Raw genomic sequence first — 25,225 nt, forward strand, 5'->3', positions numbered from 1 at the left:
GACACATCAACCCGGCAACCGGGCAACCCGGCGGCCATCGGTGACCTGTCGATGCCCGGCTACCGGAGATCATTCGAAGTGCTCCGGCCTTCAGGCCGGGGGTGAAGCGAATCTTGTGGCTGCGACGCGGAGCGTCGCGGTCTCGTTCCGGCGGAGCCGGACCCTGCTCGTTCGTGACGCTGATGGATCGTTTGCATGTTCCCGGTGACGACGTGGGTTCGACGTGCCTAGTGTGGTCGTCATGCAGCTCCGGTACGCCTTCAGGTTGTACCCCGACGCCGCTCAGCAGGCCGCGCTGGCCAGGGCGTTCGGGTGCGCACGCGTCGTGTTCAACGACGCCGTGCGTGCCCGCGAGGACGCCCGCAAGGCCGGGGAGCCGTTCCCGACGGCCGGGCAACTGTCCACATGCCTGATCACGGAAGCGAAACGGACTCCGGAACGGGCCTGGCTGGGTGAGGTGTCGGCCGTCGTCCTCCAGCAGTCCCTGCGCGATGCTGAGGCCGCGTACAAGAACTTCTTCGCCTCCCTCAAGGGCACCCGGAAGGGGCCGAAACTGGGCCCGCCCCGGTTCAAGTCCCGCAAGGACGCCCGGCAGTCGATCCGGTTCACGGCCAACGCCCGCTGGAGCATCAGTGACGCTGGCCGTCTGAGCCTGCCGAAGATCGGCGCGGTGAAGGTGAAGTGGTCCCGCACCCTGCCCGCCGCCCCCACCTCCGTCACCGTCATGAAGGACGCGGCCGGCAGGTACTTCGCGTCTTTCGTCATCGACACCGACCCCGCAACCGATGCGATGCGGATGCCGGAGACCGACAACACCATCGGCATCGATCTCGGCCTCACGCACTTCGCGGTCCTCTCCGACGGCACGAAGATCGACTCCCCGCGTTTTCTGCGGCGCGCGGAGAAGAAGCTGAAGAAGGCCCAGCAGGAGCTGTCCCGCAAGCAGAAGGGAAGCAAGAACCGCGCCAAGGCCCGCCTGAAGGTCGCCCGCGCCCACGCCAAGGTCACCGACGCACGCCGCGAGTTCCACCACCAGCTCTCCACCAGGCTGATCTCCGAGAACCAAGGGATCGCCGTGGAAGGCCTGTCGGTGGCAGGACTGGCCCGCACGCGCCTGGCCAAGTCCGTGCACGACGCCGGATGGTCCTCGTTCATCAGCATGCTGAAGTACAAAGCGGAACGATACGGGCGGACCCTGGTGAAGATCGGCCGCTTTGAGCCGACCTCCCAGATCTGCTCCACCTGTGGCGCCATGGACGGGCCCAAACCCCTGCACGTGCGGGAATGGGCCTGTAGGGCCTGCGGCATCGTCCACGACCGGGACCACAATGCCGCGATCAACATCAAACAGGCCGCCGGACTGGCGGTATCGGCCTGCGGAGCGCCGGTAAGACCAGGAGCAATCCCGGCACAGCGCGAAGAAACAGGAAGCCACGGATTCCCGACCGGAAACCGTGCCGCGAAGCGGCACAGCAACCGGTAGAGAAGGCCAGAATCCTCGTTCTTCAGGACGGGAAGCATGTCAATCGTGGACGGTGATGGCCTGCAGCGGGCAGACGTCCGCGGCTTCCTGCACCTCGTCGACGTTCGCCGCGTCCAGCTCCGCCGTGTACAGCTCGGTGGCCTCGTTCCGCAGGGACAGGCGTCCCTGCTCGTCCAGGGCGAAGAGTTCGGGGGCGGCGTAGACGCACTGGCCGTGGTCCTGGCACTTCTTGAGGTCGACTTCGACGCGCATGATGGCTCCTGGTGTGGTGCTGTGCTGTGTGCTGGGGGGAGGAACGGCCGGCGTACGGTCAGCGCAGCCGGATCGGCAGGTGGGCGATGCTGCGCAGGAACTCGGTGTGGGTGAAGGTGGGCTCACCGGCGAGTTCGATCGCGCTGAAGCGGTTGACCAGCGTGGTGAAGACGACGTCGGCCTGCGCGCGGGCGAGCACCTGTCCCGCGCAGCCGTGCTGGCCCGAGCCGAAGGCCAGGTGCTGGCTCGCGGCGGCCGGACGGTTGTGGTCGAAGCGGTCCGGGTCGGGGAAGGCTTCCGGGTCGCGGTTGGCGGAGCCGATGAGCAGGACGAGGACCTCGCCGGCGGGCACGGTCGTGTCGCCGATGACCGTTTCCTGGGTGGTGAGGCGGGAGACCATCTGCTCGGGGGTCTCGATGCGCAGCACCTCGTTGATGAAGCCGGGCCGGATTTCCGGCTGGTCGCGGTAGATCCCGATGTACTCGGGGTGTTCGGCCATGTGCCGGATGCCCTGCACGATGAGGTGCTTGATGTCCAGGTGACCGACGGCGAAGAAGAGCAGGATCGAGAAGATGACCTCGTTCTCGGTCATGTTCCCCGCGTCCTGCTCGGCGAGGAAGTGGTCGATCAGTCCGCTGCCGGGGTGGGCGCGCTTGTGGGCGATGAGGGCGCGGTTGTGCTGCTCGTACCACTCGAAGGCTTCGCCGGTGACCCGCCAGTCGTCCTCGTCGGACCCGGGCCCGAGGCTGACGCCGATGTCATAGGTGGCCTTCTGGATCTCCAGCATCTTCGTGGGCTCGACACCGAAGATGTGGCAGATGGTTTCGAAGGTGGAGCGCAGGGCGAGGTCGTCCACCGCGTCGAGCGTGCCGCCCGCCTCGACCGCCTTGTCGAGTACGGCGTCCACGGACGCCTGCATCGCCTTGGACCACTCCTCGACCGCCTTGGGCGTGAACCAGCGGTTGGTGATGCGGCGCAGCCGGGTGTGGTCGGGGGCGTCCTGGCCGAGCACCGTGTCGTGCAATGGATCGGCCACACCGAAATCGAGCTTGCGGACACTGAGGGTGGGGTTGCGGATCAGCTTCGCGACGTCCTCGTAGCGGGACACCACGTACACGCCGATCGGATGCCGGTAGACGGGCGCCTCCGCGCGGAGCCGGGCGTAGTACGGAGCGGGGTTCGCCCGGTAGCCGGGGTCGCGGAACGGAAGCAGCTCGGCTGCGGGAGCCTCGATGGTCATGGGGATCTCCTAGGGATGCATGGCGGCCGCGGACGGTCCCTGCCATGCAGGCGAGAATTATCCATCTGGAAAGATGCGTCAATGCTTCCGGCGGCCGTAACCAACTCTTTACTCGTACGGAATCAAACGAGATCATCGCGCGGAACAGCGAAAGGCTCCGGACGCGGAACGTCCGGAGCCTTGGAAAAGAGCAGGTCAGAGGGGTTTTTTCAGCCGTCCTCGGCGGCACGGTCGCCAGCAGTGTCACCGTTGGCGTCGAGGAATCTCAGCAAGGTGCGCAGCTCTTCCAGTGCGGCATCCGTGACCTCGGGCTCACCGAGGACGAGCTGGTGCAGTACGAGGCCGTCGAGCGCGGCGAAGACCAGCCGGGTCAGTGCCTTGTCCGCGCCGGCGGGCAGCATGCGGGTCAGTTCGCGCTGGGTGGCGTCGAAGTACTCGTCGTACAGTGCGCGGATCTGGGGCAGCAGCTCGGGGCGGCGGCGCGATTCCAGCAGCAGCTCGTACTGGAACGCCTGGATGTCCGGATCCGCCGTGACCATCTCCGACAGCCCCGCCGAGAAGTCCGCGACCTTGCCGGTGCCCGGTTCGAGCGCACTGGTGTTGAGGGAGGTGCGGATGGTGTGGGCGAGGGTCTCCTCGATCAGGGCGTCGCGCGAACCGAAGTGGTGCACCACGAGGCCGTGGGTGACCCCGGCCTCCTCCGCGACGGCCCGGTAGGTGAGCCTGCGCAGGCCGCCCCGCGCCACCACACGGACAGCGGCGTTCAGCAGGGCTTCCCGGCCCTCGCCGTAGTGCAGGCGCTTGCGTGAGGGCCGGCTCTTGGGGGCGTCGGTGGACTCGGTCATGGGGGCGACCCTACCTGGGCGGGCGGCCGCACCGGACGCCTCGGTCGGCAGGCCCGGTGCGGCGCCGTTCATGGGCGTCCGTCAGCGCCTGGGCGGGCGGATGCCGCGGAACTCCCAGTCGCCGCCGAGCGCGGTGGACAGGACCTCCTCGGACTCGGTGGGCTGGGCGCCGACGTCGGTACGGATGGGGGTCGGGCCGGTCACGATGCGGTTCGTCAGCCGGCCGAGCCCCTCCACCTCCACCTCGACCACGTCGCCGGGCTGGACGGGCCGGGAGTTGGCGGGGGTGCCGGAGAGCAGGACGTCACCGGGGTAGAGGGTGATGGTGCGGGCGATGTCGGCGACGAGGTAGTGCATGTCCCACTTCATCTCGTCGGTCGACCCGTCCTGCACCACCTCGCCGTTGACGTAGGTGCGCAGGCGCTTGCCGTGGAAGTCCCAGTCGGTGACGAGACCGGGGCCGAGCGGGCAGAGGGTGTCGGAGCCCTTCACGCGGAGCATGGACCCGGCGTCGGTGTCGCGGAAGTCGTGCAGGCCGTAGTCGTTGGCGATCGTGTAGCCGGCGATGTACTCCCCCGCCTCGGCCGGGGAGATGTTCCGCGCGGTCTTCCCGATGACGATGGCGACCTCGCCCTCGTAGTTGAGCCACTTGCAGCCCTCGGGGCGGACGACGGCGCCCTTGTGGGAGTTGAGGGAGGAGGTCGGCTTGTGGAAGTACGTGGGAGTGTCGGGCAGGTCGATCCGGAACTCGTCGACGCGGCTGCGGTGGTTGAGGTGGACGGCGATCACCTTGGACGGCACGACCGGCGGCAGATGCTGCGCGTCCTCGATCTTGAGGCGGCGGCCGTCCCCGGCGACGAGCTCATCGCCGTCGACGGTGACCTGGACGACCGCGCCGTCGAGGAGGATGCGGCGGTACTCGGGCATGACGGGCCTTTCTAGATACGGCTGTGAGGGGTGCGCGGGGAGGGCAGGCCGGCGCCGGTCCAGCCGTCGGCCGGGCGGTCGAACCAGAGGTGGACCTGACCGGTGCCGATGGAGTTCTCGTACTCCCCGTACTGCCGGGCCTTGGCGACGCACGCCTGCTCGCCGAGGGCGCCGGCCATCATCAGGTAGTGGAAGAACTTCGCCTCCGGCTTGTACTTCGAGAACTCCGGCATGGTGTCGAGGACCTTGTCATGGCGGCCCTCCTTGAACCAGGCGATCCGCTCGTAGTCGGCCGCGCGCGCTTCCGGCGTGAAGATGTGCACGGGGTCGCTCGACTCGTGGTCGCGCAGCTCGCGCAGCGGCCAGAAGGTGTGTGACAGCGCACCGGAGGCGATGAGCAGGACCCGGCGGCCCGGGGTGGCGGCGATGCCGTCGGCCAGCGCCCGGCCGAGGCGCAGGTGGTCCTCCACGTCGCCGGTCTGGCAGACCCCGATGGTCACCCACCGCTTGTCGGGCAGCCCCTCGCCGAGGAACTTCCAGAGGTTGATGGTGGCGTAGTAGATCGGCAGGTACTCGTCGTCGATCGCGGTGATCCAGGTGCCGTGCCTGTCGGCGAACTTCTCGATGTTATGGGCGAGTTCCTGGTCACCCGGGAAGTCGTACGGCATCCGGCACATGCCGCGCGGCAGCTCCTCGGAGGTGAAGAGGCCGGCCCTGCGCGCTTGCGCGGTGACGACGAACTCGACCGTCGTGGCCCAGTGGGAGTCCAGCACGACGACGGTGTCGTAGTCGTCGCGCTCGAAGACGTCCTTGCGGAGCTGGTGCAGGCCGGTGACGAGGGTGATCTCCTTGCCCCCGTTCAGCTCCAGCCGCGTCTCCTGCGGAAGCACGATGGTGGGGACGTGGGCGAGCAGGCCCGCCCCGACGATCTCACCCATGGTTCCTCCAACCGTTCGGCGCGGTCACGGTGTTCTTCACGTCGCAGTAGAAGTCGAAGCTCCAGGTGCCGCCCTCGCGGCCGACGCCGGAGTGGCGGGAGCCGCCGAAGGGCGCCTGCAGGTCGCGGACGAAGAAGCAGTTGGTCCAGACCGTGCCTGCGACCAGCTGGGCGGTGACGCGTTCGGCGCGCTCAGGGTCACCGGTGGCGAGCGTGGCGGCCAGCCCGAAGCGGGTGTCGTTGGCGAGGCGGACGGCCTCGTCCTCGGTGGCGAAGGTCTGCAGGGTCAGGACCGGTCCGAAGACCTCCTCCTGCACGATCTCCGAGTCCTGGGCGACGTCGGTGAGGAGGGTCGGCGCGTAGTACTGGCCGTCCCCCCGGTGGCCGCCGATGACCGCGCGGGCCCCGGCCGCGATTGCCCGCTGCACGAACCCGTCGATCTTCTCCAGCTGGCGCGGGTGGATGTTCGGCCCGATGTCGGTGGCCTCGTCACGCGGGTCGCCCTGGGTGAGCTGCCCGGCCTTCGCGACGAAGCGGCGGGTGAACTCCTCGGCGACCGACTCCTGGACCAGGAAGCGCGTTGCGGCCAGGCACACCTGCCCGGCGTTGTCGTACTGTTCCACCGCCAAGTCGACTGCGAGGTCCAGGTCGGCGTCGGCGAACACCAACAGGGGTGACTTGCCGCCGAGTTCGAGGCTGAGCGGGGTCAGGTTCGCGGCAGCCGAGGCCGCGATCCGCTTCGCCGTCGGCACCGAACCGGTGAAGCTGATCCGCCGCACGTCAGGGTGCGAGGTCAGGGCGTCACCGATCTCCGAGCCGTACCCCTGCACGACGTTCAGCACCCCGGCCGGCAGCCCGGCCTCGGCGGCGATGTCGGCCAGCAGGGAGGCGGTCAGCGGGGTCCACTCGGCGGGCTTGAGGATGACCGTGTTGCCTGCGGCGAGAGCGGGGGCGACTTTCCACGTGGCCAGCATCAGGGGGGCGTTCCACGGGGTGATCAGAACGCAGGGGCCCGCCGGGTCCCAGCTGACGTGGTTGGTGTGCCCGCGCGTCTCGAAGTCCTCGTGCTCCAGCTTCAGCAGCCAGTCCGCGAAGAAGCGGAAGTTGTGGGCGACGCGGGGCATGACGCCCCGGCGGTGGGAGCGGAGCAGGGCGCCGTTGTCGCAGGTCTCGACGATGGCGAGCTCTTCCAGCCGCTTCTCGACGCCGTCGGCGACGGCGTGCAGGATGCGGGCACGTTCGGCGCGGTGGGTCGCGGCCCAGGCGGGGAAGGCGGCCTTCGCCGCGGCCACCGCGGCCGCAGCCTCCATCGCGGTCCCCCGGGAGATCTCCCCCAGAAGGCTGCCGTCGATCGGCGAGACATCGGTGAACGTTTCGGTGGAGGCGACGCGCTCGCCGCCGATCCAGTGCCGGGTGTCGACGGCGACCCCGGCCACCGTGAGGGTGTGCTCGGTCATGTCCGGTCTCCAAGTCCTATGGTGCGTACGGGGTTACTCGGCGCCGGACGTGCCGGACTCCAGCAGTCGGCCGCCGTCCCAGACGACGCCGACCTGCCGGTAGTAGGCGGCGATCGGTTCGCGGATCTCCAGGCGTGCCAGTTCCTCGGTGGGCGCCTCGAACAGCTCCAGCTCGGCGTCGCCGCGCCACGGCTGCCCGCCCTCGAAGGAGGCGGCGCCGGACTCGATCAGCTCGTCGAGCGCCAGGCCCTTGCCCTTCTCGATGGAGGGCAACCAGCGGTGGTGGGCCATGGGGTGGGCGTTGACGAAACCGTTGGTCTCCGACGGCTCACGCAGGGTGACCACGGCCTGGGCGAGGCGCCGGTCGGCGGCGGCGAGGGTCGCGCCGAAGCGGGCGCCGGCCTCGATGCGCGGGGCGGGGCCGTACGGGTGCGGGCGGGTCTGGTGGATGGAGCCGAGCTTCTTCGGATAGCCCTGGTGCAGCCCGCGCGCGATCGCGAAGTCCTTGTCGACCCAGATGTAGACGCAGCGGGTGTAGGTCTGCCCCCGGTACTTGCAGCGCACGACCGCGAACGCCTCCTTGTACTGGGCGAGCACCGGGTCCAGCAGCTCCTGACCAGAACCCGAGCAGGACTGCCAGTCGGCCCAGATCAGAGCGACCGCGCCAGGGTCCTCGTCCGCCAGCTCCAGCGGCTCGGGCAGCAGTTCACGCACCCGCGCGGGATCCGTGCGGTACTCGACGGTCAGCAGGTCGCCGGAGTAGCGCCACGGCGGGGACGGGATCAGCGAGGAGGCACCGCTCGCCGTCTTGGGGTGGAAGTAACCACGGACAGTGGACATGAAGGGGTTCCCTAAGAATGTTGGCGGTCCGGGAGGACCGGGTGTGGCTGATGATGGGTTGCCGTTGATGGCTCGGAAGGAATGGCCGCCCGGTCCTCCGGGACGCTCCGACCACTGATTGAGAACTGCGGTCATCGCTGGTTAGGGACCTGTCGGCGGGGTGTTCCTCGGGCCACGAAGGTGCTGGTCACGGTGGAACGGAGCGACGGGCTTGAGCACGCCTCACGCGCGGATATGGGTCGGCATCGACGCCGGCAAGGGACATCACTGGGCAGTCGCGGTCGACGCCGACGGCGAGACGCTCTTCTCGACGAAGGTGATCAACGACGAGGCCCAGATCCTCACGCTCATCGAGACCGCCCGCGAACGGGCTGAAGAGGTGCGGTGGGCGGTGGACATCTCCGGCCGGGCCGCCACCCTGCTGCTGGCCCTGCTGATCGCGAACGGCCAGCAGGTCGTCTACGTGCCCGGCCGGACGGTCAACCGCATGTCCGGCGCCTACAAAGGCGAGGGCAAGACCGACGCCAAGGACGCCCGCGTCATCGCCGACCAGGCCCGCATGCGTCCCCGGGACTTCACCCCGCTGAGCACGCCTGCGGAGCTGGTCACCACGCTCCAGGTCCTCACCAACTACCGGGCCGACCTGATCGCCGACCGGGTCCGGCTGATCAATAGGCTCCGCGACCTGCTGGTGGGAATCTGCCCCGCACTGGAACGGGCCTTCGACTACTCCGCGGCCAAGGGACCGGTGGTGATGCTGACTGAGTATCAGACCCCGGCCAGCCTGCGCCGGATCGGCGTCAAGCGGCTGACGACCTGGCTCGAGCGCCGCAAGGTCCGCGGCGCCGACACCGTCGCCGCCAAAGCGGTGGAGGCGGCCCAGTCCCAGATGACTGCGCTGCCGGGCGAGAAGCGGGCCGCCAAGCTGGTCTGCGACCTCGCCCACCAGCTTCTGGCCCTGGACGAGCGGATCAAGGACAATGACCGGGAGATCCGCGAGACGTTCCGTGCCGACGACCGCGCCGAGATCATCGAGTCGATGCCCGGTATGGGTCCCATCCTGGGCGCCGAGTTCGTCGCCATCGTCGGCGACCTGTCCGGCTACCGCGACGCGGGCCGACTCGCCTCGCACGCCGGCCTGGCCCCAGTCGCCCGCGATTCCGGCCGCCGCACCGGCAACTACCACCGGCCCAAGCGTTACAACCGGCGCCTGCGGCACATCTTCTACCTGGCCGCCCAGACTGCCATGATGCGGCCCGGCCCGTCCCGGGACTACTACCTCAGAAAGCGTGCCGAGGGACTGATCCACACCCAGGCCCTGCTTGCGCTCGCCCGACGCCGCGTCGACGTGCTCTGGGCGATGCTGCGTGACAAGAGACTGTTCACCCCCACCCCACCGGACACGCAGACGGCTTGACCTCATCATTGAGATTCCTTACGCGGTGAGGGCGGGCTGCTTGAGCAACTGGGCGCGATAGCGGGCGGCGCCCATCGCGGCGGCCTGACCGCCGAGCGCGACGACGCCGACGAGCCGACCGTCGGTGTGGTAGCCGACCAGGACGTCACCGTCGGGGTCGCCGTCCAGGATCCGTACGTCGTCCTTGCCCAGGACGGGCGCGCCGAAGGACTGCAGCCGGAAGTCGTGCTGGTCGCTCCAGAACGTCGGGAGCGGGGCGAAGGGCACCAACTCCCCGTCTATGCCGGTGAGATGGGCGACGAGGCTCTTCGCGGCGTGCTTGGCCGTGTCGGTGGGGATCGACCAGTGCTCGACACGCCGGGGTACGCCGTCGTAGCGGGCATTGGGGAAGCGGGCGACGTCGCCGACCGCGACGACCTCCGGCCGTCCCCCGACCCGCAGCTGCTCGCAGGTGAGGACGCCGTCACTGAGGTCGAGGCCGTTGCCCTCCAGCCACTCGACGTTGGCCACGGAGCCGACCGACTCCACGACCACATCGGCGGGCAGCACGCTGCCGTCGCTCAGCACGACCCCGGTGACCCGGTCCTCGCCCTCGAAACCGGACACTCCGGTGCCCAGCACGAAGCGCACCCCGCGCTCCTCGTGCCGCTTCAGCAGCGCGCGCCCCAGCAGCTCGCCGAGCGGGCCGACCATGGGCAGGGGGAACGGATCGACGACGGTCACCTCCCGGACGCCGAGGCCCACGGCGGTGGCGGCGACCTCGCAGCCGATGAAGCCGGCGCCGACCACGACCACGCGGGCACCGGGGCGGGTCAGCTCGTCGCGCAGGCCCTGGGCGTCGGCGAGGGTGCGGACGGTGTGGCGGCCGGTGAGCGGTCCGGGGCAGCGCAGGCGCCGGGGCCGCATGCCGGTGGCGACGACCAGTCCGTCGTACGAGATCGCCGAGCCGTCGTCGAGTTCGACGACGCGCCGGTCGAGGTCGGCGGCGACGACCTTCATGCCGAGCCGCCACTCCACGTCGGCGGCGGCCGCCTTCGGCGTGAAGGCGAGCGACTCGAAGGGTGCCTTGCCTGCCAGCACCTCCTTGGACAGCGGGGGCCGGTTGTAGGGCATGTGAGGCTCGTCACCGATGACGGTGATCGTCCCGGTCCAGCCCGCGGCGCGCAGTTGTTCGGCGGCGCGCAGGCCGCCCATGGAGCCGCCGGCGACGACGACACGTCCGGTCGTGGGTGCGCTCATGGCGGTCATCCCTCGATCCGGATGGCCTGCAGCGGACACACATCGGCGGCCTCTTCGACCTCGTCGCGCAGCGCGTCGTCGGGGTCGGACACGTACACCAGGTGGCCCTCGTCGTCCATCGAGAAGACGTCGGGGGCGGCGAAGACGCACTGGCCGTGGTCCTGGCACTTGTTCATGTCGACGACGACCTTCATGGCGGTCCTCCTGAGGGGTGAGGGCATCGGAGCAAAGAAGCAGAGAGAAAGAGACGGGCCCGGCCCGGTTGAGCCGGGCCCCTCGGCCAAAGGGGTCGAAATCCAGCGGATGCCGCACCCCTCACTCGTTTGGCTTCAAACAAGATAGGAAGTCGCCCGACCCTGGTCAATACCTGTCCAGATGGATAACTTTTTTCTACCAGCCCCTTGCGGGGTGACAACCCCCTCCATATCGTTCGGGATCAAATGACTAGCCCGGGGCGCGCTTCTCCCCCGCCCCGGCCCCCCTCCGCACCCCCTCCCCAGTGCCCCCGGCACGGGGAGTCCCTTCCTTCCGCCAAGGAGACACCGGTGAGCGCATCCGACACCCCAGACATCCGCCGGCACATGGAGCGGCTCGCCGCCGCGGGCGTCGACGTGGTCCGGGTGGTCTACCCCGACCTGATCGGCACCGACCGCGCCCGCGAGGTGCTGCTGGACCATCTGCCGTCGGCCTGCGAGCACGGCCTGGCCTTCTGTCGCGCCGTCTACCACACCACCCCGCAGGGCGACGTGGTCCCGGTCGCGGGCGGCCTGGACGCCGGCCTGCCGGACGTGACCGTACGCCCCGACCTGTCCACCCTGGCCGTCCTGCCCTGGGAGCCCGGTGTCGCCGCCTGTCTCGGCGAGGTCACCGACCCGGCGACCGGTGCCCCGGCGCCCGAGTCCTCCCGCGACCTGCTGCGCACCGTCCTGGCCCGCTGTGCCGAGCAGGGACTGCGCCCCGTGGTCGGTCCCGAGCTGGAGTACTTCCTGCTGGAGGCCGCCCCCGGCTCGTCCACTGGCTGGCGCCGCTCACCGCAGACCACCGGCGCCGTGTACACCGCGGGCCTGCGCGCCGACCCCGACAACCACCTGCTGCGCACTCTGCGCGCGCTGCGCGATCTGGGGCTGGGTGTCGTCACCGGCAACCACGAGTTCGACGGCGGCCAGTACGAGATCAACCTGACCCATTCCGCCGCCCTCGACGCCGCCGACCGCGCTTTCCGTTTCAAGGCCGCGGTCAAGGAACTGGCCCGCAAGGAGGGCAACCTCGCCACCTTCATGGCCAAGCCCTTCGGCGACGCGGGCGGCTCCGGCTTCCACCTCCACCTGTCCTGCAACGACGCCGATGGCCACAACGCCTTCGACGACCCGGCGGGCTCCTACGGCCTGTCCGCCACGGCCCGGCACGCCATCGCGGGCATTCTCGCCCACGCGCCCGCGCTCGCGGCCCTGGCCAACCCCACCGTGAACTCCTACAAGCGCTTCGGCCCGGACACCCTCGCACCCTGGCTGATCGACTGGGGGCTCGACAACCGCAGCGCCATGGTCCGCATCCCGCCGGAGCGCGGGGGCGGCGCGCGGCTGGAGCTGCGCCTCGGCGACGCAAGCGCCAACCCGTACCTGCTGATCGCCGGCACGATCGCCGCCGCGCTGCTGGGCGTCCAGGCCGGCGAGGAACCGCCCGCCCCGCTTCAGGGCTACGGCTACGACGCCTCCCGTGCCGCCCTGCTGCCCCAGAGCCTGTCGGCCGCGCTCGACGCGCTGGAGTCGGACACCGCCCTGACCGACCTGCTCGGCAAGGACTTCACCACGTCCTTCCTCACCTACAAGCGGGACGAGCTCGAACGCTTCGGGCGGCACGTCACCGACTGGGAATTCACCGAGTACGCCTACCACCTGTAAGCCCGCCCCGAAACCCCCGCCCGAAGGAACCGCCACATGACCAGCCCCACCGTTCCCGCCGTCCCCACCACCCGGGCCGAACTGCGCGCAGCCCTCGACGAGCCCCTGCCGCTCAGCCGGGTGGACCTCGCCGACCTCGACAACTTCGCCGACGGCATCACCCCGTGGCGCATGTTCCACACCCTGCGCCACCAGGACCCGGTCCACTGGCAGCCCGAAGAGGCCCCCAACTCCGGCTTCTGGTCGGTGACCCGCCACGCCGACATCGCCACCGTCGACCGCGACCCGGAGACCTTCACCTCCACGCGCTTCGTCAACCTCGAAGAACTCGACGACGACCAGATCAAGAAGCGCGCCTCCATCCTGGAGATGGACGGCGTCCGCCACCGCGCCCTGCGCAGCGTGATCCAGCGGCAGTTCGGCGCGAGCGTCATAGGCAGCTACAGCGACTTCCTGCGCGGTCTGACCGCCAAGACCCTGGATGCGGCCCTCGCCAAGGGCACCTTCGACTTCGTCGCCGACGTCTCCGCCGACTTCCCCATCAACGTCCTCGCCCGCCTCCTGGACGTCCCGCCGGAGGACAACCAGCAGCTCATCGACTGGGGCAACCGGATCATCGGCAACACCGACCCCGACTACGCGGATGTCCTGCTGCACAGCGCGGAGAGCGAGAAGTACCGCGACCTGCCGTTCCGTTCCCCCGCGTCGATCGAAGTCTTCGAGTACGGCAGGGAGCTGGCGCGGCAGCGGCGCGGCGGCGACGGTACGGACCTGGTCTCGAAGCTGGTCAACACCACCCCGCGCGACGGCGTCCCGCTCTCGGCCCAGGACTTCGACAACTACTTCCTGCTCCTGGTGGTGGCCGGAAACGAGACCACCCGCCACACCATCTCCCACTCCATGCTGGCCCTCCTCCAGCACCCCGAGCAGCTGGCGAAGCTGAAGGACGACCCGTCGCTGATCCCCACGGCGGTCGAGGAGTTCCTGCGCTGGGCCTCCCCCGTCTACCACTTCCGCCGCACCGCCACCCGCGACGTCGAACTCGGCGGCAAGAAGGTCAAGGAAGGCGACAAGGTCGTCATGTGGTACGCCTCCGGCAACCGCGACGAAGAAGTCTTCGGCAACCCCTACGACTTCGACGTCACCCGGCAGAACAACGACCACGTCACCTTCGGCAAGGGCAGCCCCCACCTGTGCCTGGGCAACCTCCTCGCCCGCACCGAGATCCGCATCATGTTCGAGGAGCTCATCCCGCGCATCGCCGACATCAAGCTCGCCGGCGACGTCCCCCGCGTCCGCTCCAACTTCGTCAACGGCATCAAGCACCTGCCGGTCGAGGTCACCCTCGCCTGACCGCCGGCCGCAGCCGTCCCGACGGCTGCGGCCGCCCGGGCGCCCCCGCCCCTCACGTCTGCCCTCAAACACGCTCGTCCCGAGGATCGCCATGACCACTCCCCGCATGCAGCTCGTCCTGAGCGAGAACTGGACCATGACCGCAGGCCGCGCGGACCTGCCGACCGTGATCCGCTGGGCCCGCGAGGCCGAGGACGCGGGATTCGACTCCGTCATGATCAGCGAACACATCGTGCTCGGCCCCGACGCCGGAGCAGGCGGCGTTATGGGCAACCCCCGCGACTACGCCCTGCCGGGCAACCAAGACCCCCACACCCCGTGGCCCAACTCGCTCATGCTGCTCAGCGCGATCGCCGCTGTCACCGAGCGCCTGCGTCTCGCCGCGTCAGCAGTCATCGCTCCCCTGCGCCATCCCCTGCTCCTGGCCCGTGAGCTCGGCACCCTCGACCTTCTTTCCGAGGGCCGTCTGATCGTGCTGCCCAACGTCAGCTGGAGCCGGGACGAGTACGCGGCACTCGGCGTCCCGTTCTCCCGGCGTGGCAAGCTCCTCGACGAACACCTGGAGATCTGGGCGAAGTTGTGGGGCCCCTCTCCCGTGTCTCACGTCGGCGAGTACTACACCTTCCAGGACGTGTACTTCGAGCCCAAGGCATACCGCCCGGACGGCCCCCGACTGTGCTTCGGTGGCGCGGGCATGCACGACGCGATGGTCCGCAGGATCGTCCGGTACGGCCACGCCTTCAACCCGCTGGGCAAGGTGACGCCCGAGCACATGCAGACGCTGAAGACCGCCATGGCCGCCGCAGGCCGCGACATCGCCGACCTGGAGATGATCGGCGGCACCCGCGCCGTGTTCCCCGACGACGACTCCTGCGCCGACCTCGCCCAGGCCCTCGAGGCCATCCCCGAGCAGATGGCCCAAGGATTCACCACCTTCTGCGTCAAGCCCTCGCAGTTCACCGACGACCCGAACGGAGTGGGCGCGTTCTGCCGCGAGGTGATGCGCCGCGTGGAGTTGCTGACCGCCTGACGGCGCCGGCCGATGTCCCGCATCGCGGCCCGAGCAGCCCGCTGACGACGAACGGCACCGGGCCGCGGAAGAACGAACCGAACGAGCCAAGGACCACAGCATGACGACTCCCGACGAAGCCGCCGGCGCCCGTCCCTCCACTCCCGCCGCGGCCACTCGAAACGACCCCCATCGCCTTCCCGACGTGTCCGGCCTGGTCGTCGGCATCCTCGGCGGAACCGGCCCACAGGGGCGCGGCCTCGCCTACCGGCTCGCCGGCGCGGGCCAACAGGTCGTCATCGGCTCACGGAACGCCGCCCGAGCCGCCTCCACGGCAGCAGCCATCGGCAACGACGTCCGCGGCGCTGACAACGCCACGACCGCGCGGGAGAGCGACCTGGTGATCGTCGCCACACCCTGGGAGGGACATGCCGAGCTGCTGGCCACGCTCCGCGATGAACTCGCTGGCAAGATCGTGGTCGACTGCGTCAACCCGCTCGGCTTCGACAAGAAGGGGGCCTACGCGCTGAGGCCCGAGGAGGGCAGTGCCGCCCAGCAGGCTGCCGCGCTGCTGCCTGACTCCCGGGTGACCGCCGCGTTTCACCATCTCTCCGCCGTCACTCTGGAAGACCGTCAGATCGAGAAGATCGACACCGACGTACTCGTCCTGGGCGACGAACGCGCCGCCACCGACACTGTCCAGGCACTCGCCTCACGCCTTGCGGGCGCACGCGGCGTCTACGGCGGACGACTGCGCAACGCCCACCAAGTGGAGTCGCTGGTAGCCAACCTGATCTCGGTGAACCGCCGCTACAAGGCCCACGCCGGCCTGCGCCTCAGCGACGTCTGAGAAGACTCCCAGCGTCTTTCACCCAGCCCCGCCCCCAAGCTTCGCTTCCGATCCGGTACAGCCATGGGACGCAACCAGAGATGGCGCGCCACCGAGTGGTGTAGCCATAAGGATCGCGTGGATCCGCTCAGCGTCGAGCCGGCGCTTCCCGGCCGGCTCGCGGGTCTGGTGTGCGTGCTGCTCGCAGGCGTCAGCACCCCGTTCCGGCGCGGCGGCGACTACGTCAGCCGACTGACCTGCCAAGTCACGAACTCTGCACCGCAACACCACTCGGTGGGGCACCACCCAACCAGACTGTCATCGACACCAGACGGCACCGTCCCCCGTCGTGCCCCACGGCGTGGTGTAGCCACGTGGAAGACGCGCTGACACATGGCCTGTGACCGGGCTGCGCGGTGGAGCTTCCTATGCCGCCGGCCGGCTGGTCACAGCGGCATGACCCACAAGGTTCCCGGGTGCCGGGCGGATCACCGCCGCGATCTGCGGCATCACGAAGGCGGCTCGACTACACCACACCACCCGCCGGGACACCATCTCTCCGTGTCCGCCGCGCGCCCAGCAAGCCTTCGGCTGGATGATCAGCCGATAGCCTGCCCCCGGCAGTCAGTCGGGGACGCGGTCAGTGCAGGAGCAGCCTGAACGGCCTGTTCCCAGCCGGTGTGAGCCCCAGACGGCATGCTGTTGCAGCATGTGGGGCTTTTCCGAGTTCCGGCCCCTTGAGCCCCTGCGGCCTGCGCGGCGGACCGCGTTCGATCCCGGCGGCTGCAAGCCCTACTGCTTCGGCGTCACCTGTTCCCGTCTCGATGGCCATCCGCTGGAGGCTTATAGGCGTTCTCACAACATCTGCGGCAGTCTCAATCGGCTTGCAGGATCGCAGGTCAGCCGCGCTCCCCTCTCCCAAACCGCCGCTCAAGACTGTCTCAGCGCATCTGCGGGATCGCAGGTCCCAGCCGCACGGCTACCGCAGCATCGATGAGACATCACACTCGCTGTGCGCGAAACTGGTGGGAACCAGGGAGGCGGCGCGCATCTGGAGCACGTTCGCGACCTCGGGGTGCTCCTTGGGGAACGGCAGTAGGGCTGCCTTGTTCAGGGCGCCGGGCCGGGGAGGGGCCCGAAGCCACCGTGCTCGCGGACGCTCGATTCGGCTACGCGTCGCGCCTGTGCAGCAGCAGGCTGCCGACCAGCAGCGCGGCCGCGGCCCACGTGGCGAGCACGCCCAGGCCGGCCCATGGGCCGATGGGCAGTTCGTGCAGATGGACGGTGGCTTGGACCGCGAGTCCCGCGGTCATGGGCGAGATCTGCTGGAGGTGGCGCTGCCACTCCGGGTCGTTGACTACCCGGGTGACTACCGGGAAGAGGTAGAGCAGTCCGAGCACGATCCCGATGGCGCTCGCCGCGTCCCGTACCGCCGTCGCCACGCCGAGGCCGATCAGGGCGATCAGGACGAGGTAGAGGACCGATCCCACGGCCGCCCGCAGGGTCGGGCCGTCGGCCAGGGAGAGCGGGGCATAGGCGTGCGCCTCGGTGAATCCGTTGCCGGGCAGGATGTAGCGGCCGGCGAGGAGGGAGGCCAGGACGGCAGCCGTCCCGCAGGCGAGGACGACCGTGGTGAGGATCGTCGCCTTGGCGGTAAGGACGGTGATCCGGTGTGGCACTGCGATGAGCGTGGTGCGGATCATCCCGGTGCCGTACTCGCCGCTGACGGCCAGCACCGCGAGGACGGCGATGACCGCCTGCCCGACGGTGACGCCGGTCAGGGCGAGCTTGACGGCGTCCTGGCCGCACCCCGCGTCCGGGCACTTCACGGCCTTGGCGGTGCCGCAGCCGACGGCCACGGTCAGCGCGACGGCGAGCAGGAGCAACCTGCCCATTTCCCCTGTGGTGCGCAGCTTTGTCCACTCCGCGCGCAGGGCGCGGCCGAAGTCCCCTCGCCACGCGCCGTCAGCCGTTCTCGTGAGTCGTGCACCGCTCAGGAGACTCATACGTCCCTCCCGCGCAGCCGTACCACGGCCAGGCCGAAGGCGAGCGCGGCGTATCCGCACAGCACGGCGAGGCCGGCCCAGGGCGCCAGGGGGTAGTAGCCGGTCGACGGTTCGTACACGCTGAGCACCTGCGCGTACTGCGGCAGGGTCTGCTGGATGGCGAAGCCCGCAGCCGGGGTCACCCGCAGCAGCCACTCCGAGACGCCCGGGGGCAGTACGCCGGAGGTGGCAAGCAGGAAGGGCGGCACGATCGACGCGATGACCAGGGCGGCCGCCGTGCCGCTGCGCCGCAGCAGGGCACCGATGCCGAGAGCGAGCACGGCGGCGGCTGCGCAGAGCAGGCCGGTGCCGGCCATGACGCGCACTTCGGTCGCCGGCGTGACGGGGAAGACATGGAAGCCTCTGCCGCGCGCGCTGCGTTCCCCGATGGGAATGGTGATCGCGGAGGCGACCAGGCCGATGGCGAACGCGACGCCCCCGGCCACCAGCGCCTTGGCACCAAGCACCCGGCCCCGCAGGGGAGTTGCCGCCATGGTGGTACGCAGCAGACCGCGCCGGTACTCGCCGGTGATGAACACCGTGCCCACGGCGATCACCACGATCAGCCCGGCGAAGGTGCCGACGAGGAAGCTCTCGACGGAGAAGCCGACGCCCATGACGGGCCCGCCGACGACCGGTGCGATGTCACCGGCCCCGGTCACGGTGAACCCGCCGCCGTCGGTCTGGGTGAAGCCGCCCTTGGTGGTGTTCGTGTAGCTGCCGGAGGTGCCCGCGTCGCCGCCCACCTGTGTGCCGCTCCACGCGCTCTGGGACCAGCCGCCGGTGAGGCCGGGACGGCCGAAGGTGCCGGTGGCCACGGCGGGGCTGAAGCCCGTGCCCGCCGCGGTGTCCCGCTTCGCCTCCGGTGACGCCGCGAAGAGCCCGGCCTGCACGGTGCGCGCAAGCCCCGGCAGCTTCGCATGGCCGACCTTGGTCCAGTGGGTGCCGTCGGCGGAGGTGGAACCGGTGAGGCTGTCGCCGGAGCGGACCAGGCGCAGCCAGCGCGGGGACTCCTGGGTGACCTTGCCGGAAGGGCCCGCCGTGTCGTGCGTGTAGTCGTACTGCATGCGCACGCCGTGGCCGCCGGTGGCCATGACCGCCGCGTACGGGGATCCCTGGGTGAGGCTTTCCTTCACGATGATCCCTGCCTTCGCCCAGGGCTGGGCGCCCTGGGCCGTCTTGCCGGTCCCGGTGTCGGCCGCACCAGTCAGGGACCGCAGGGCAACGGTGAGGGTGCCGTCGCCCGTGAGCGCCTTGTGGACGAAGTAGAAGCTGTCGTTGACGGCCTCGCCGCCGGGGCCCTTCGGGTACGAGGCGGAGTCGGCGCCGCGACCGCCGGGGGCGGGGGCGGCCGTGCCGAGCAGGCCGACCACGATCGTCACCAGGAGCGCCCCCGCCGTGGCGAGGACCCAGCCGCGTACCGTACGGAACTTCGTCCACTCGGCGTGCAGCGTCCTGAGGAATCCGCTCCGCTCAGCGCGCCTCGTGGCCGGGGGGCGTGGAGTGAGGATGGCGGTCATCGCGTGGCCTCCCCCGCCGGGATGCCCCGGTACTCCACCGCGTCCCGGGTGAGCTCCATGTACGCCTCTTCGAGCGTCGCCCGGTGCGCGGACACCTGGGAGAACGGCACCCCGTTTTGGGCAAGCAGGGCCACGATCTCCTCGGCGGGCAGGCCCGTGACGCCGAGGGTGCCGGGGCCGGTGGCGAGAACGGTGGCGCCCGCGCCATGCAGGACCTGGGCGGCGCGCGGAGTCGCGGAGGTACGCAGGGTGACCCGGCCGCCGGACGCCTCGGCGAGCAGCTCGGAGACGCTGGTGTCCGCGACGACCCGGCCGCGACCGATCACCACGAGATGGTCCGCGGTGTCTTGGAGTTCGCTCATCAGGTGACTGGAGACCAGGACGGCGCGGCCCTGCCGGGCCAGCTCCGCCAGGAAGCCGCGCATCCACACGATGCCGTCGGGGTCGAGGCCGTTGAACGGCTCGTCCAGCATGACGACCGGCGGGTCACCGAGCAGCGCCGCCGCGATCCCCAGGCGCTGGCGCATGCCCAGCGAGAAGCCGCCGGCCCTGCGCCGGGCCGCCGTGCCCAGGCCGGCCTGTTCGATGACCTCGTCCACGCGCCGGGGCGGCACGCCCTGTGAGTGGGCCAGCCACAGCAGGTGGTTACGGGCGGTGCGGCTCGGCTGCAGCGCGGAGGCGTCGAGCAGTGCCCCCAGATGCCGAAGCGGGCGACGCAGGGTGCGGTACGGCACCCCGCCGACCAGGGCCTTTCCCTCCTCAGCCGCGTCAAGGCCCAGGATCACGCGCATGGTGGTGGACTTGCCCGCGCCGTTCGGACCGACGAAGCCGGTCACCCGTCCGGGCCGCACGGTGAACGTCATCCCGTCCAGAGCCAGCTGTGGCCCGAAGCGTTTACGCAGACCGATGACCTCGATCGTCGCCTTCGTACTCTCATCGCTCATGGGCCCCACCCTGTGACGGAGCGCGTTACAGGGGCCGAACGGCCGCTGTCATCTCGCTGTTAGGCGCCTCGGCTTAACCTGGCCTGGTACGTGCCCTGGTGCGGTGGCGAGAGGGGAGCATGCGGATGAAATGGAGTCCGCCCCGACGGCTCGCGGGCCTGACTGCCCGGCTCGGCCTGCGCCGTGGCACTGCCCGCACCCGCTTCACCGCCTTGTACGTGACTCTGTTCCTGCTGTCGGGAACGGCGCTGCTGGCCCTCGCGGCTGTGGTGGCATCCGGCGGATCGCGCTCCAGCCAGACCGCCCCCGATGGCGGCACCGATCAGCCCGCCACGGCGGCACAGGCCCAGGGCCGCATCGACGCGCTGGAGCAGCAACTGGCCCAGGCGCACGACACCCAGTCCCGGCAGATCCTGCTCGGCTCCGCCATCGCCCTCGGCGTCATGGCTGTGATCTCGGTCGGCCTCGGCTGGTTCGTCGCCGGCCGGGTGCTGCGCCCGCTACGCGTGATGACAGCGGCCACCCGCCGGATCACCGCCGACAGCCTGCACGAACGCCTGGCCATCGGCGGCCCCGGCGACGAGGTGAAGGACCTCGCCGACACCATCGACGACCTCCTCGGCCGCCTGGAGGGCTCCTTCGACGCCCAGCGCCTCTTCGTCGCCAACGCCTCCCACGAGCTGCGCACCCCGCTCACCACGATGCGGGCCTCCCTGGACGTGGCCCTCGCCAAGCCGGGCCCGGTACCCGAGACCACGGCCACGCTGGCCGCCCGGATGCGCGCCGAACTCGACCAGGTGGACCGGCTGCTGGAGAGTTTCCTCGTCCTGGCTCGCACCCAGCACGGCGAGTTCACCGACTCGGCGCACCTCACCCTCGGCCAACTCGCGCTGACCGCCCTGGCCGGACGGGCAAAGGACATTGCGGCCAAGGACCTGACCGTGCGTGAAAACCGGATCGACGACTCCGCGTGGGTGTGGGGCAGCCAGACGCTGCTGCGCCGCGCGGTCGACAACGTGGTCGACAACGCGATCACGCACAACGACCCCGGGGGCTGGATCAGTGTCGCGGTACGGGCCGAAGAAGACGACGCAGGCGCGGTGTCCCTCGTCGTCGAGTCCAGCGGACCGGTCCTCGGCCAGCGGCGGGTGGCGGACCTCGCGCAGCCCTTCCGCCGCCTTGGCGCCGACCGGACCGGCACCGGCCAGGGCAGCGGCCTCGGCCTCTCCATCGTCGCAGCCATCACCCAGGCCCACCACGGCACCCTGGACCTGCGCGCCCGCCCCGACGGCGGCCTGCGCGTCACCATCACCCTCCCCCGTACGGACGGCAGGGCGACGGCGGAAGCCCCCGACACAAAGACAAGCGTGGCGCGTTGAGAGTCCTGGTGGTCGAGGACGCCCGCCCCCTCGCCGAAGTCATCGCCGAGGGACTGCGCGACCAGGGCATGGCCGTGGACGTGGCCCACGACGGGCTCGTCGCCGCTGCCAAGCTGGACGTCAACGCGTACGACGTCGTCGTGCTCGACCGCGATCTGCCAGGCATCCACGGCGACACCCTCTGCCAGATGATCACCGAACGGGACGGCCACGTGATGGTCCTGATGCTGACCGCCGCCGACTCACCCGGCGACCGCGTCAGCGGCCTGACCCTGGGCGCCGACGACTACCTCGCCAAGCCCTTCCACTTTCCCGAACTCGTCCTGCGTATCCGCGCTCTGGCCCGCCGCCGCCCCGCCGCCCGGTCCCGCACCCTGAGCACGGCGGGCATCGAACTCGACCCGATGCGTCGCACCGCCAGCCGCGACGGCCACCAACTCGACCTCTCCGTCAAGGAATTCGCGGTACTCGAAGCCCTCCTGAACGCGAGCCCCGCCTTCCTCAGCACGGAGAACCTCCTCGAACAGGTCTGGGACGAGCACGCCGACCCGTTCACCAACACCGTCACGGTGACCATCAGCCGCCTGCGCCGCAAACTCGGCGACCCCCCGGTCATCGCCACCACGCCCGGCGTGGGGTATCGGATCATCGACCCAGCCGTCCCACCCGACTGAGCAGCCGCCAGGGGCCGGCGGCCCGCGAGCGGAGACCACGCTCAGTGCACCCGACTCCAGTCATCTGCGCAGCCGACTTCGGAGACTGACACACGCGGTTACTCTCACAAACGTTCCTTTGCCGGAGCAAGATCAAGAACGGGCCGCCGAGCCCCCATTGATCTTGGTTCGGTTCTCAGAACCCGTTCTCACTCAAAAGCGGGTTACACCCCCTTCTGAGACTTGCAGGAAGCTTCTGATCTTTCTCGACAGGCATACTGCTGATGATGACGACGACCACCCAGCGCCTCCTCGACCTCGCCGCAGCCGCACCGGACAGCCTCGACGAGGACTTGGTCTGCTCCTGCGCGAAGCGAGCGAGCTGTACCAGCAGGGTTTTGCAACCCTGCGCGACACCGTGGCGGCCCGCTTCGCCGGACTGTCCGGCCGGGATCTGGTGGCAGCCGCAACCGCGGCGAGCATGCCGGCCTGGCCGAGTTCGACGGCGGTCTGCTGGGTGATCAGTAGGTGGGGGTTTGCCGTGTTCGGCCAGCGGTTGCGGCGGTGATCGAGCCAGTCCCCAGGCCGTAGTAGAAGGGCGAGGACGCGTCGAGCCCCGCCCGCTCCAGGAACAGCCCCTCGTAGTGCTGCAGCAGCTCCATGCCGAAGTCGACCTCCGGGGCCGTCCCGTCCTCCTTGAAACTGCCGAGAAGAAGCTGCGTCCAGCGCTGCTCGACAGCCGACCACACCACCAGGTGCGATGGCGCGAAGAACACCCACACAGCGTCGATCTCGTCTGGCAGCGTCGGGGCAGTCAAGGTGTGCGCGATCGCCAGGTCGAGACACTCCACGTAGGGCCGGTCGAGAAAGTGGGACACGATGAACACAACCCGTGCCCTGTCGGGCGAGGACTTGTCCCGCAACTGCTTCGCGGCCTTGGCGATCATCGACTGGGCCGCCTCGACGACATCGTTCGCTGACACGAACGTCGCCCGATGAGTGCCTGGCTCCTCACCTCGCTTCAGTGCCCGCGAGACCGCTGCGTCGTGCTCGCGGAAGTCACCAGGTATCGGTTTCACCTCGAAGTCGGCGAACTCGACACCGTTGCGGCCGAGCAGCGACGACAGTGCGTCGCTGTCCGAGTCCGCCACGCGGTAGACGAGATCCACGCCGCCGTGGACGTCTACGGCGACCGGCACGATGCCGAGATAGGCGGTCGTCAGCATCGCCGCGAGATGCTCGCCCGCGGCCAGCTTCAGCTTCTTCAGGCCGTCCGCCGGTACGTGCGCCGGCAGTGCCTGCGTCGCCCAGTCCATCACTTCGTAGGTGATGGCGTTGACGTCGGTGCTGATGGCTCCGCCGAGGCTCTTGGCGCTGTCGTCGCTCATGGGCGCGAGTGTGGCAGCACCGTGATGCGGTCGCGACGGGTTTCGGGGCCAGGTGAGGGCCGCGGCGGTCTCGTCCGGCGCCTTGAGGGCCCGGCGCACGCTCGCGGTGTGCGGGTCCTGCGCCCCAGGGCTCAGCGGCGGTTGCGCATACCGATCTGTGCACCACCGATGGCTGTGACAGTCGTGCCGATGCCGCCAACCGCAGTCGCGAGGCGGCGGCGAAGATCGCTAACCGGCCCCGCAGACTGCGGGGGTCGGCTCGCCTGTGGCCCATGCCGGTTCCAGGGTGGCCATGCTGCGAGTTCCCTCCTGAGACACCATGCCGGAAGTACTGCCGCCCGCCGGAACCGAGTTCCGGCGGGCGGCGGTCCGGGGCCCGCTGAAGACCAGACAGGCATTCCGTCACCTCACCCGCCACATTTCGTCGGTAGCCCGGTCCCGGGGTGAGATGTCGGCTCGCATCGTTCAGGTGTTGGGGTTCTCGTCGACTTCGAAGACTTCGGCTGTGATGTTGTCGATGCTCCCGTCCTGGGCGATGGCCGTGCGAATCCTGACGGGTCGGACCGGGTTCGGCGGAACGACCGGGTTCGGCGGGACGACCGGGCCCCGCGGGTAGATCTTGAGGAAGGTGGGGAAGACGGCCACGGGCGTGATCGGGTCCGGCGGGTATGCGACGGTGTTGTGGTCCGCGCCGACGAAGCGATAGCGGCCGCCGCTGGTCTGGCCGATGCCAGTGGTGTTCACCAGTTGGCTGGTGATGTCGGCGCTCCCGCCGCCGCCCGGGTCGCTCCGGGTGACGACGGTGACTCGGATACCGCCCGTGACGTCGACCCGCTCCGGGCCGGAAAACAAGGTGCCGCTCAGCGCCAGCAGTGCGGTGCGCCGGTGGAGGACCGCGGCGGAGGCGCTGGCCGTGGTCATAGGAAGGGCCAGGCCAAGCAGTGCCACGATCAGGCAGATCTTGCTGATGGCGCGCAGAGGGTGACCGCGCATGAATGCTCCCATCGATGAGGCGGGACCGCATGGCCGCCCCCTCCCGCCGAGGACGTCCAGCCTGCCCAGGCGAGCGAACCGCTGTCTTGCAGTGACACGCGTACCTGGCCCGGTAGATCGAGGCGTTCACCTCGGTGCGGACCTTCGCCGCGAGCGCGTCCAGCGTGGTGAAGCCCGGCAGCTCCAGCCCGGCTTCGACGACCTTCTCCAGTGCGATGTTGATCAGGTCCGCCGGGCGGTTCTTCGAGACCGCCTCACTCCGCATCACCGGCTCGGCGATCTTCCGGGCCTCCGCCTTGTCGTACGACAGACCCGTCCGCTGCCGTACGACGGTTCGCTGTCGTTGCGCCGTACGGTTCGCCGCTCTCGGCACCGTGCCTTCCGGCAGGTCGACCGCGCGGCGGACGAAGTCGACGACCATATCCGGGATCTCGTCCAGCTTCGGGAAACACCCCATGCGCTGACACGACTTCAGCGCGAGCAGCTGGACCAGCAGATGCTCGTCACAATCGGCACGGGCGGACCCGCTCACGAGGCCAAGATCATTGCGTGGCGGGTTTCTGGCGTATCTGGA

Annotated in this window: 22 protein-coding genes and 1 pseudogene; 8 read left to right on the forward strand and 15 right to left on the reverse strand. The window is 69.8% G+C overall.

The annotated features are described in order from the left end of the window. Positions 1–241 precede the first annotated feature (241 nt). On the forward strand, positions 242–1,483 hold the full coding sequence (locus ACQPXS_RS00070) for an RNA-guided endonuclease InsQ/TnpB family protein (protein WP_433445825.1): 1,242 nt from the start codon (positions 242–244) through the stop codon (positions 1,481–1,483). A 39-nt stretch (positions 1,484–1,522) separates the two neighbouring features. Here the strand turns inward: ACQPXS_RS00070 and ACQPXS_RS00075 are convergent, their stop codons facing one another. The 7 genes from ACQPXS_RS00075 to ACQPXS_RS00105 all read right to left on the reverse strand — a co-directional run bounded on the left by ACQPXS_RS00075 (position 1,523) and on the right by ACQPXS_RS00105 (position 7,981). Continuing rightward, entirely contained in the window at positions 1,523–1,735 is a 213-nt protein-coding gene (locus tag ACQPXS_RS00075) for a ferredoxin (protein ID WP_433445826.1), read from the reverse strand. 58 nt (positions 1,736–1,793) lie between these two features. Beyond that, the gene (locus ACQPXS_RS00080) at positions 1,794–2,975 is read right to left on the reverse strand and encodes a cytochrome P450 (protein WP_433445827.1); all 1,182 of its coding nucleotides are present in this window, start codon (positions 2,973–2,975) and stop codon (positions 1,794–1,796) included. A gap of 209 nt (positions 2,976–3,184) precedes the next feature. Next, positions 3,185–3,820: a TetR/AcrR family transcriptional regulator gene (locus tag ACQPXS_RS00085; RefSeq protein WP_433445828.1), complete on the reverse strand. Its 636-nt coding sequence runs from the start codon at positions 3,818–3,820 to the stop codon at positions 3,185–3,187. Between the two features lie 81 nt (positions 3,821–3,901). Beyond that, positions 3,902–4,747: a fumarylacetoacetate hydrolase family protein gene (locus tag ACQPXS_RS00090; protein ID WP_433445829.1), complete on the reverse strand. Its 846-nt coding sequence runs from the start codon at positions 4,745–4,747 to the stop codon at positions 3,902–3,904. 11 nt (positions 4,748–4,758) lie between these two features. Continuing rightward, positions 4,759–5,685, reverse strand: coding sequence for a 3,4-dihydroxyphenylacetate 2,3-dioxygenase (locus ACQPXS_RS00095; protein ID WP_433445830.1), 927 nt, complete (start codon positions 5,683–5,685; stop codon positions 4,759–4,761). Further along, the gene (locus tag ACQPXS_RS00100; RefSeq protein WP_433445831.1) at positions 5,678–7,141 is read right to left on the reverse strand and encodes an aldehyde dehydrogenase; all 1,464 of its coding nucleotides are present in this window, start codon (positions 7,139–7,141) and stop codon (positions 5,678–5,680) included. The genes ACQPXS_RS00095 and ACQPXS_RS00100 overlap by 8 nt, the downstream gene beginning before the upstream one ends. Positions 7,142–7,174: 33 nt before the next feature. Beyond that, a complete protein-coding gene (locus ACQPXS_RS00105; RefSeq protein ID WP_270086148.1) occupies positions 7,175–7,981 on the reverse strand; it encodes an acetoacetate decarboxylase family protein in 807 nt (268 codons plus the stop codon). A gap of 211 nt (positions 7,982–8,192) precedes the next feature. On the opposite strand from ACQPXS_RS00105, the gene ACQPXS_RS00110 reads away from it, so the two are divergent. Continuing rightward, the gene (locus ACQPXS_RS00110) at positions 8,193–9,398 is read left to right on the forward strand and encodes an IS110 family transposase (RefSeq protein WP_433445832.1); all 1,206 of its coding nucleotides are present in this window, start codon (positions 8,193–8,195) and stop codon (positions 9,396–9,398) included. 18 nt (positions 9,399–9,416) lie between these two features. Here ACQPXS_RS00110 and ACQPXS_RS00115 read toward each other — a convergent pair whose 3' ends face one another. Both ACQPXS_RS00115 and ACQPXS_RS00120 read right to left on the reverse strand, forming a co-directional pair. Next, a complete protein-coding gene (locus tag ACQPXS_RS00115) occupies positions 9,417–10,637 on the reverse strand; it encodes an NAD(P)/FAD-dependent oxidoreductase (protein WP_433445833.1) in 1,221 nt (406 codons plus the stop codon). A gap of 5 nt (positions 10,638–10,642) precedes the next feature. After that, positions 10,643–10,831, reverse strand: a complete 189-nt coding sequence (locus tag ACQPXS_RS00120; protein ID WP_079307251.1) for a ferredoxin — start codon at positions 10,829–10,831, stop codon at positions 10,643–10,645. A gap of 351 nt (positions 10,832–11,182) precedes the next feature. Here ACQPXS_RS00120 and ACQPXS_RS00125 point away from each other — a divergent pair, with 351 nt between their 5' ends. The 4 genes from ACQPXS_RS00125 (at position 11,183) to npdG (ending at position 15,750) form a co-directional block, all read left to right on the forward strand. Continuing rightward, the gene (locus ACQPXS_RS00125; RefSeq protein WP_433445834.1) at positions 11,183–12,538 is read left to right on the forward strand and encodes a glutamine synthetase family protein; all 1,356 of its coding nucleotides are present in this window, start codon (positions 11,183–11,185) and stop codon (positions 12,536–12,538) included. Positions 12,539–12,574: 36 nt separating this feature from the next. Continuing rightward, complete coding sequence (locus ACQPXS_RS00130; RefSeq protein ID WP_433445835.1) at positions 12,575–13,891, forward strand: cytochrome P450; 1,317 nt, start codon at positions 12,575–12,577, stop codon at positions 13,889–13,891. A gap of 91 nt (positions 13,892–13,982) precedes the next feature. After that, complete coding sequence (locus tag ACQPXS_RS00135; protein ID WP_433445836.1) at positions 13,983–14,921, forward strand: TIGR03619 family F420-dependent LLM class oxidoreductase; 939 nt, start codon at positions 13,983–13,985, stop codon at positions 14,919–14,921. 100 nt (positions 14,922–15,021) lie between these two features. Next, entirely contained in the window at positions 15,022–15,750 is a 729-nt protein-coding gene (gene npdG, locus ACQPXS_RS00140) for an NADPH-dependent F420 reductase (protein ID WP_433445837.1), read from the forward strand. 1,148 nt (positions 15,751–16,898) lie between these two features. Here npdG and ACQPXS_RS00145 read toward each other — a convergent pair. From ACQPXS_RS00145 to ACQPXS_RS00155, 3 genes are all read right to left on the reverse strand, one after another. Next, entirely contained in the window at positions 16,899–17,624 is a 726-nt protein-coding gene (locus tag ACQPXS_RS00145; protein ID WP_433445838.1) for an ABC transporter permease, read from the reverse strand. 107 nt (positions 17,625–17,731) lie between these two features. Further along, the gene (locus ACQPXS_RS00150) at positions 17,732–19,294 is read right to left on the reverse strand and encodes an ABC transporter permease subunit (RefSeq protein WP_433445839.1); all 1,563 of its coding nucleotides are present in this window, start codon (positions 19,292–19,294) and stop codon (positions 17,732–17,734) included. After that, positions 19,291–20,238: an ABC transporter ATP-binding protein gene (locus ACQPXS_RS00155; RefSeq protein WP_433445840.1), complete on the reverse strand. Its 948-nt coding sequence runs from the start codon at positions 20,236–20,238 to the stop codon at positions 19,291–19,293. The genes ACQPXS_RS00150 and ACQPXS_RS00155 overlap by 4 nt, the downstream gene beginning before the upstream one ends. A gap of 125 nt (positions 20,239–20,363) precedes the next feature. On the opposite strand from ACQPXS_RS00155, the gene ACQPXS_RS00160 reads away from it, so the two are divergent. Both ACQPXS_RS00160 and ACQPXS_RS00165 read left to right on the forward strand, forming a co-directional pair. Continuing rightward, entirely contained in the window at positions 20,364–21,617 is a 1,254-nt protein-coding gene (locus ACQPXS_RS00160) for a sensor histidine kinase (protein ID WP_433445841.1), read from the forward strand. Next, positions 21,614–22,291 carry a response regulator transcription factor gene (locus ACQPXS_RS00165; protein ID WP_433445842.1) on the forward strand — a complete coding sequence of 226 codons (678 nt, stop codon included), beginning with the start codon at positions 21,614–21,616 and terminating at the stop codon, positions 22,289–22,291. Before ACQPXS_RS00160 ends, ACQPXS_RS00165 begins: the two co-directional genes overlap by 4 nt. 500 nt (positions 22,292–22,791) lie before the next feature. Here the strand turns inward: ACQPXS_RS00165 and ACQPXS_RS00170 are convergent, their stop codons facing one another. From ACQPXS_RS00170 to ACQPXS_RS00180, 3 genes and pseudogenes are all read right to left on the reverse strand, one after another. After that, on the reverse strand, positions 22,792–23,658 hold the full coding sequence (locus ACQPXS_RS00170) for a hypothetical protein (protein ID WP_433445843.1): 867 nt from the start codon (positions 23,656–23,658) through the stop codon (positions 22,792–22,794). 465 nt (positions 23,659–24,123) lie between these two features. After that, on the reverse strand, positions 24,124–24,651 hold the full coding sequence (locus ACQPXS_RS00175; RefSeq protein ID WP_433445844.1) for a hypothetical protein: 528 nt from the start codon (positions 24,649–24,651) through the stop codon (positions 24,124–24,126). Between the two features lie 151 nt (positions 24,652–24,802). Then, positions 24,803–25,183, reverse strand: a pseudogene (locus ACQPXS_RS00180) (DUF4158 domain-containing protein); the annotation flags it as partial. Positions 25,184–25,225 lie beyond the last annotated feature (42 nt).

The sequence above is a fragment of the Streptomyces sp. CA-142005 genome, from assembly GCF_050942335.1.
Taxonomy (GTDB): Bacteria; Actinomycetota; Actinomycetes; order Streptomycetales; family Streptomycetaceae; genus Streptomyces.

What these genes read in the sequence shown, in the direction of transcription:
- ACQPXS_RS00090 (WP_433445829.1), bottom strand. Translation starts at nt 4,747, where the DNA reads ATGCCCGAGTACCGCCGCATCCTCCTCGACGGCGCGGTCGTCCAGGTC.
- ACQPXS_RS00150 (WP_433445839.1), bottom strand. Translation starts at nt 19,294, where the DNA reads ATGACCGCCATCCTCACTCCACGCCCCCCGGCCACGAGGCGCGCTGAG.
- ACQPXS_RS00175 (WP_433445844.1), bottom strand. Translation starts at nt 24,651, where the DNA reads ATGCGCGGTCACCCTCTGCGCGCCATCAGCAAGATCTGCCTGATCGTG.
- ACQPXS_RS00100 (WP_433445831.1), bottom strand. Translation starts at nt 7,141, where the DNA reads ATGACCGAGCACACCCTCACGGTGGCCGGGGTCGCCGTCGACACCCGG.
- ACQPXS_RS00080 (WP_433445827.1), bottom strand. Translation starts at nt 2,975, where the DNA reads ATGACCATCGAGGCTCCCGCAGCCGAGCTGCTTCCGTTCCGCGACCCC.
- ACQPXS_RS00095 (WP_433445830.1), bottom strand. Translation starts at nt 5,685, where the DNA reads ATGGGTGAGATCGTCGGGGCGGGCCTGCTCGCCCACGTCCCCACCATC.
- ACQPXS_RS00075 (WP_433445826.1), bottom strand. Translation starts at nt 1,735, where the DNA reads ATGCGCGTCGAAGTCGACCTCAAGAAGTGCCAGGACCACGGCCAGTGC.
- ACQPXS_RS00085 (WP_433445828.1), bottom strand. Translation starts at nt 3,820, where the DNA reads ATGACCGAGTCCACCGACGCCCCCAAGAGCCGGCCCTCACGCAAGCGC.
- ACQPXS_RS00170 (WP_433445843.1), bottom strand. Translation starts at nt 23,658, where the DNA reads ATGAGCGACGACAGCGCCAAGAGCCTCGGCGGAGCCATCAGCACCGAC.
- ACQPXS_RS00160 (WP_433445841.1), top strand. Translation starts at nt 20,364, where the DNA reads ATGAAATGGAGTCCGCCCCGACGGCTCGCGGGCCTGACTGCCCGGCTC.
- ACQPXS_RS00135 (WP_433445836.1), top strand. Translation starts at nt 13,983, where the DNA reads ATGACCACTCCCCGCATGCAGCTCGTCCTGAGCGAGAACTGGACCATG.
- ACQPXS_RS00130 (WP_433445835.1), top strand. Translation starts at nt 12,575, where the DNA reads ATGACCAGCCCCACCGTTCCCGCCGTCCCCACCACCCGGGCCGAACTG.
- ACQPXS_RS00070 (WP_433445825.1), top strand. Translation starts at nt 242, where the DNA reads ATGCAGCTCCGGTACGCCTTCAGGTTGTACCCCGACGCCGCTCAGCAG.
- ACQPXS_RS00145 (WP_433445838.1), bottom strand. Translation starts at nt 17,624, where the DNA reads ATGGGCAGGTTGCTCCTGCTCGCCGTCGCGCTGACCGTGGCCGTCGGC.
- npdG (WP_433445837.1), top strand. Translation starts at nt 15,022, where the DNA reads ATGACGACTCCCGACGAAGCCGCCGGCGCCCGTCCCTCCACTCCCGCC.
- ACQPXS_RS00115 (WP_433445833.1), bottom strand. Translation starts at nt 10,637, where the DNA reads ATGAGCGCACCCACGACCGGACGTGTCGTCGTCGCCGGCGGCTCCATG.
- ACQPXS_RS00120 (WP_079307251.1), bottom strand. Translation starts at nt 10,831, where the DNA reads ATGAAGGTCGTCGTCGACATGAACAAGTGCCAGGACCACGGCCAGTGC.
- ACQPXS_RS00105 (WP_270086148.1), bottom strand. Translation starts at nt 7,981, where the DNA reads ATGTCCACTGTCCGTGGTTACTTCCACCCCAAGACGGCGAGCGGTGCC.
- ACQPXS_RS00155 (WP_433445840.1), bottom strand. Translation starts at nt 20,238, where the DNA reads ATGAGCGATGAGAGTACGAAGGCGACGATCGAGGTCATCGGTCTGCGT.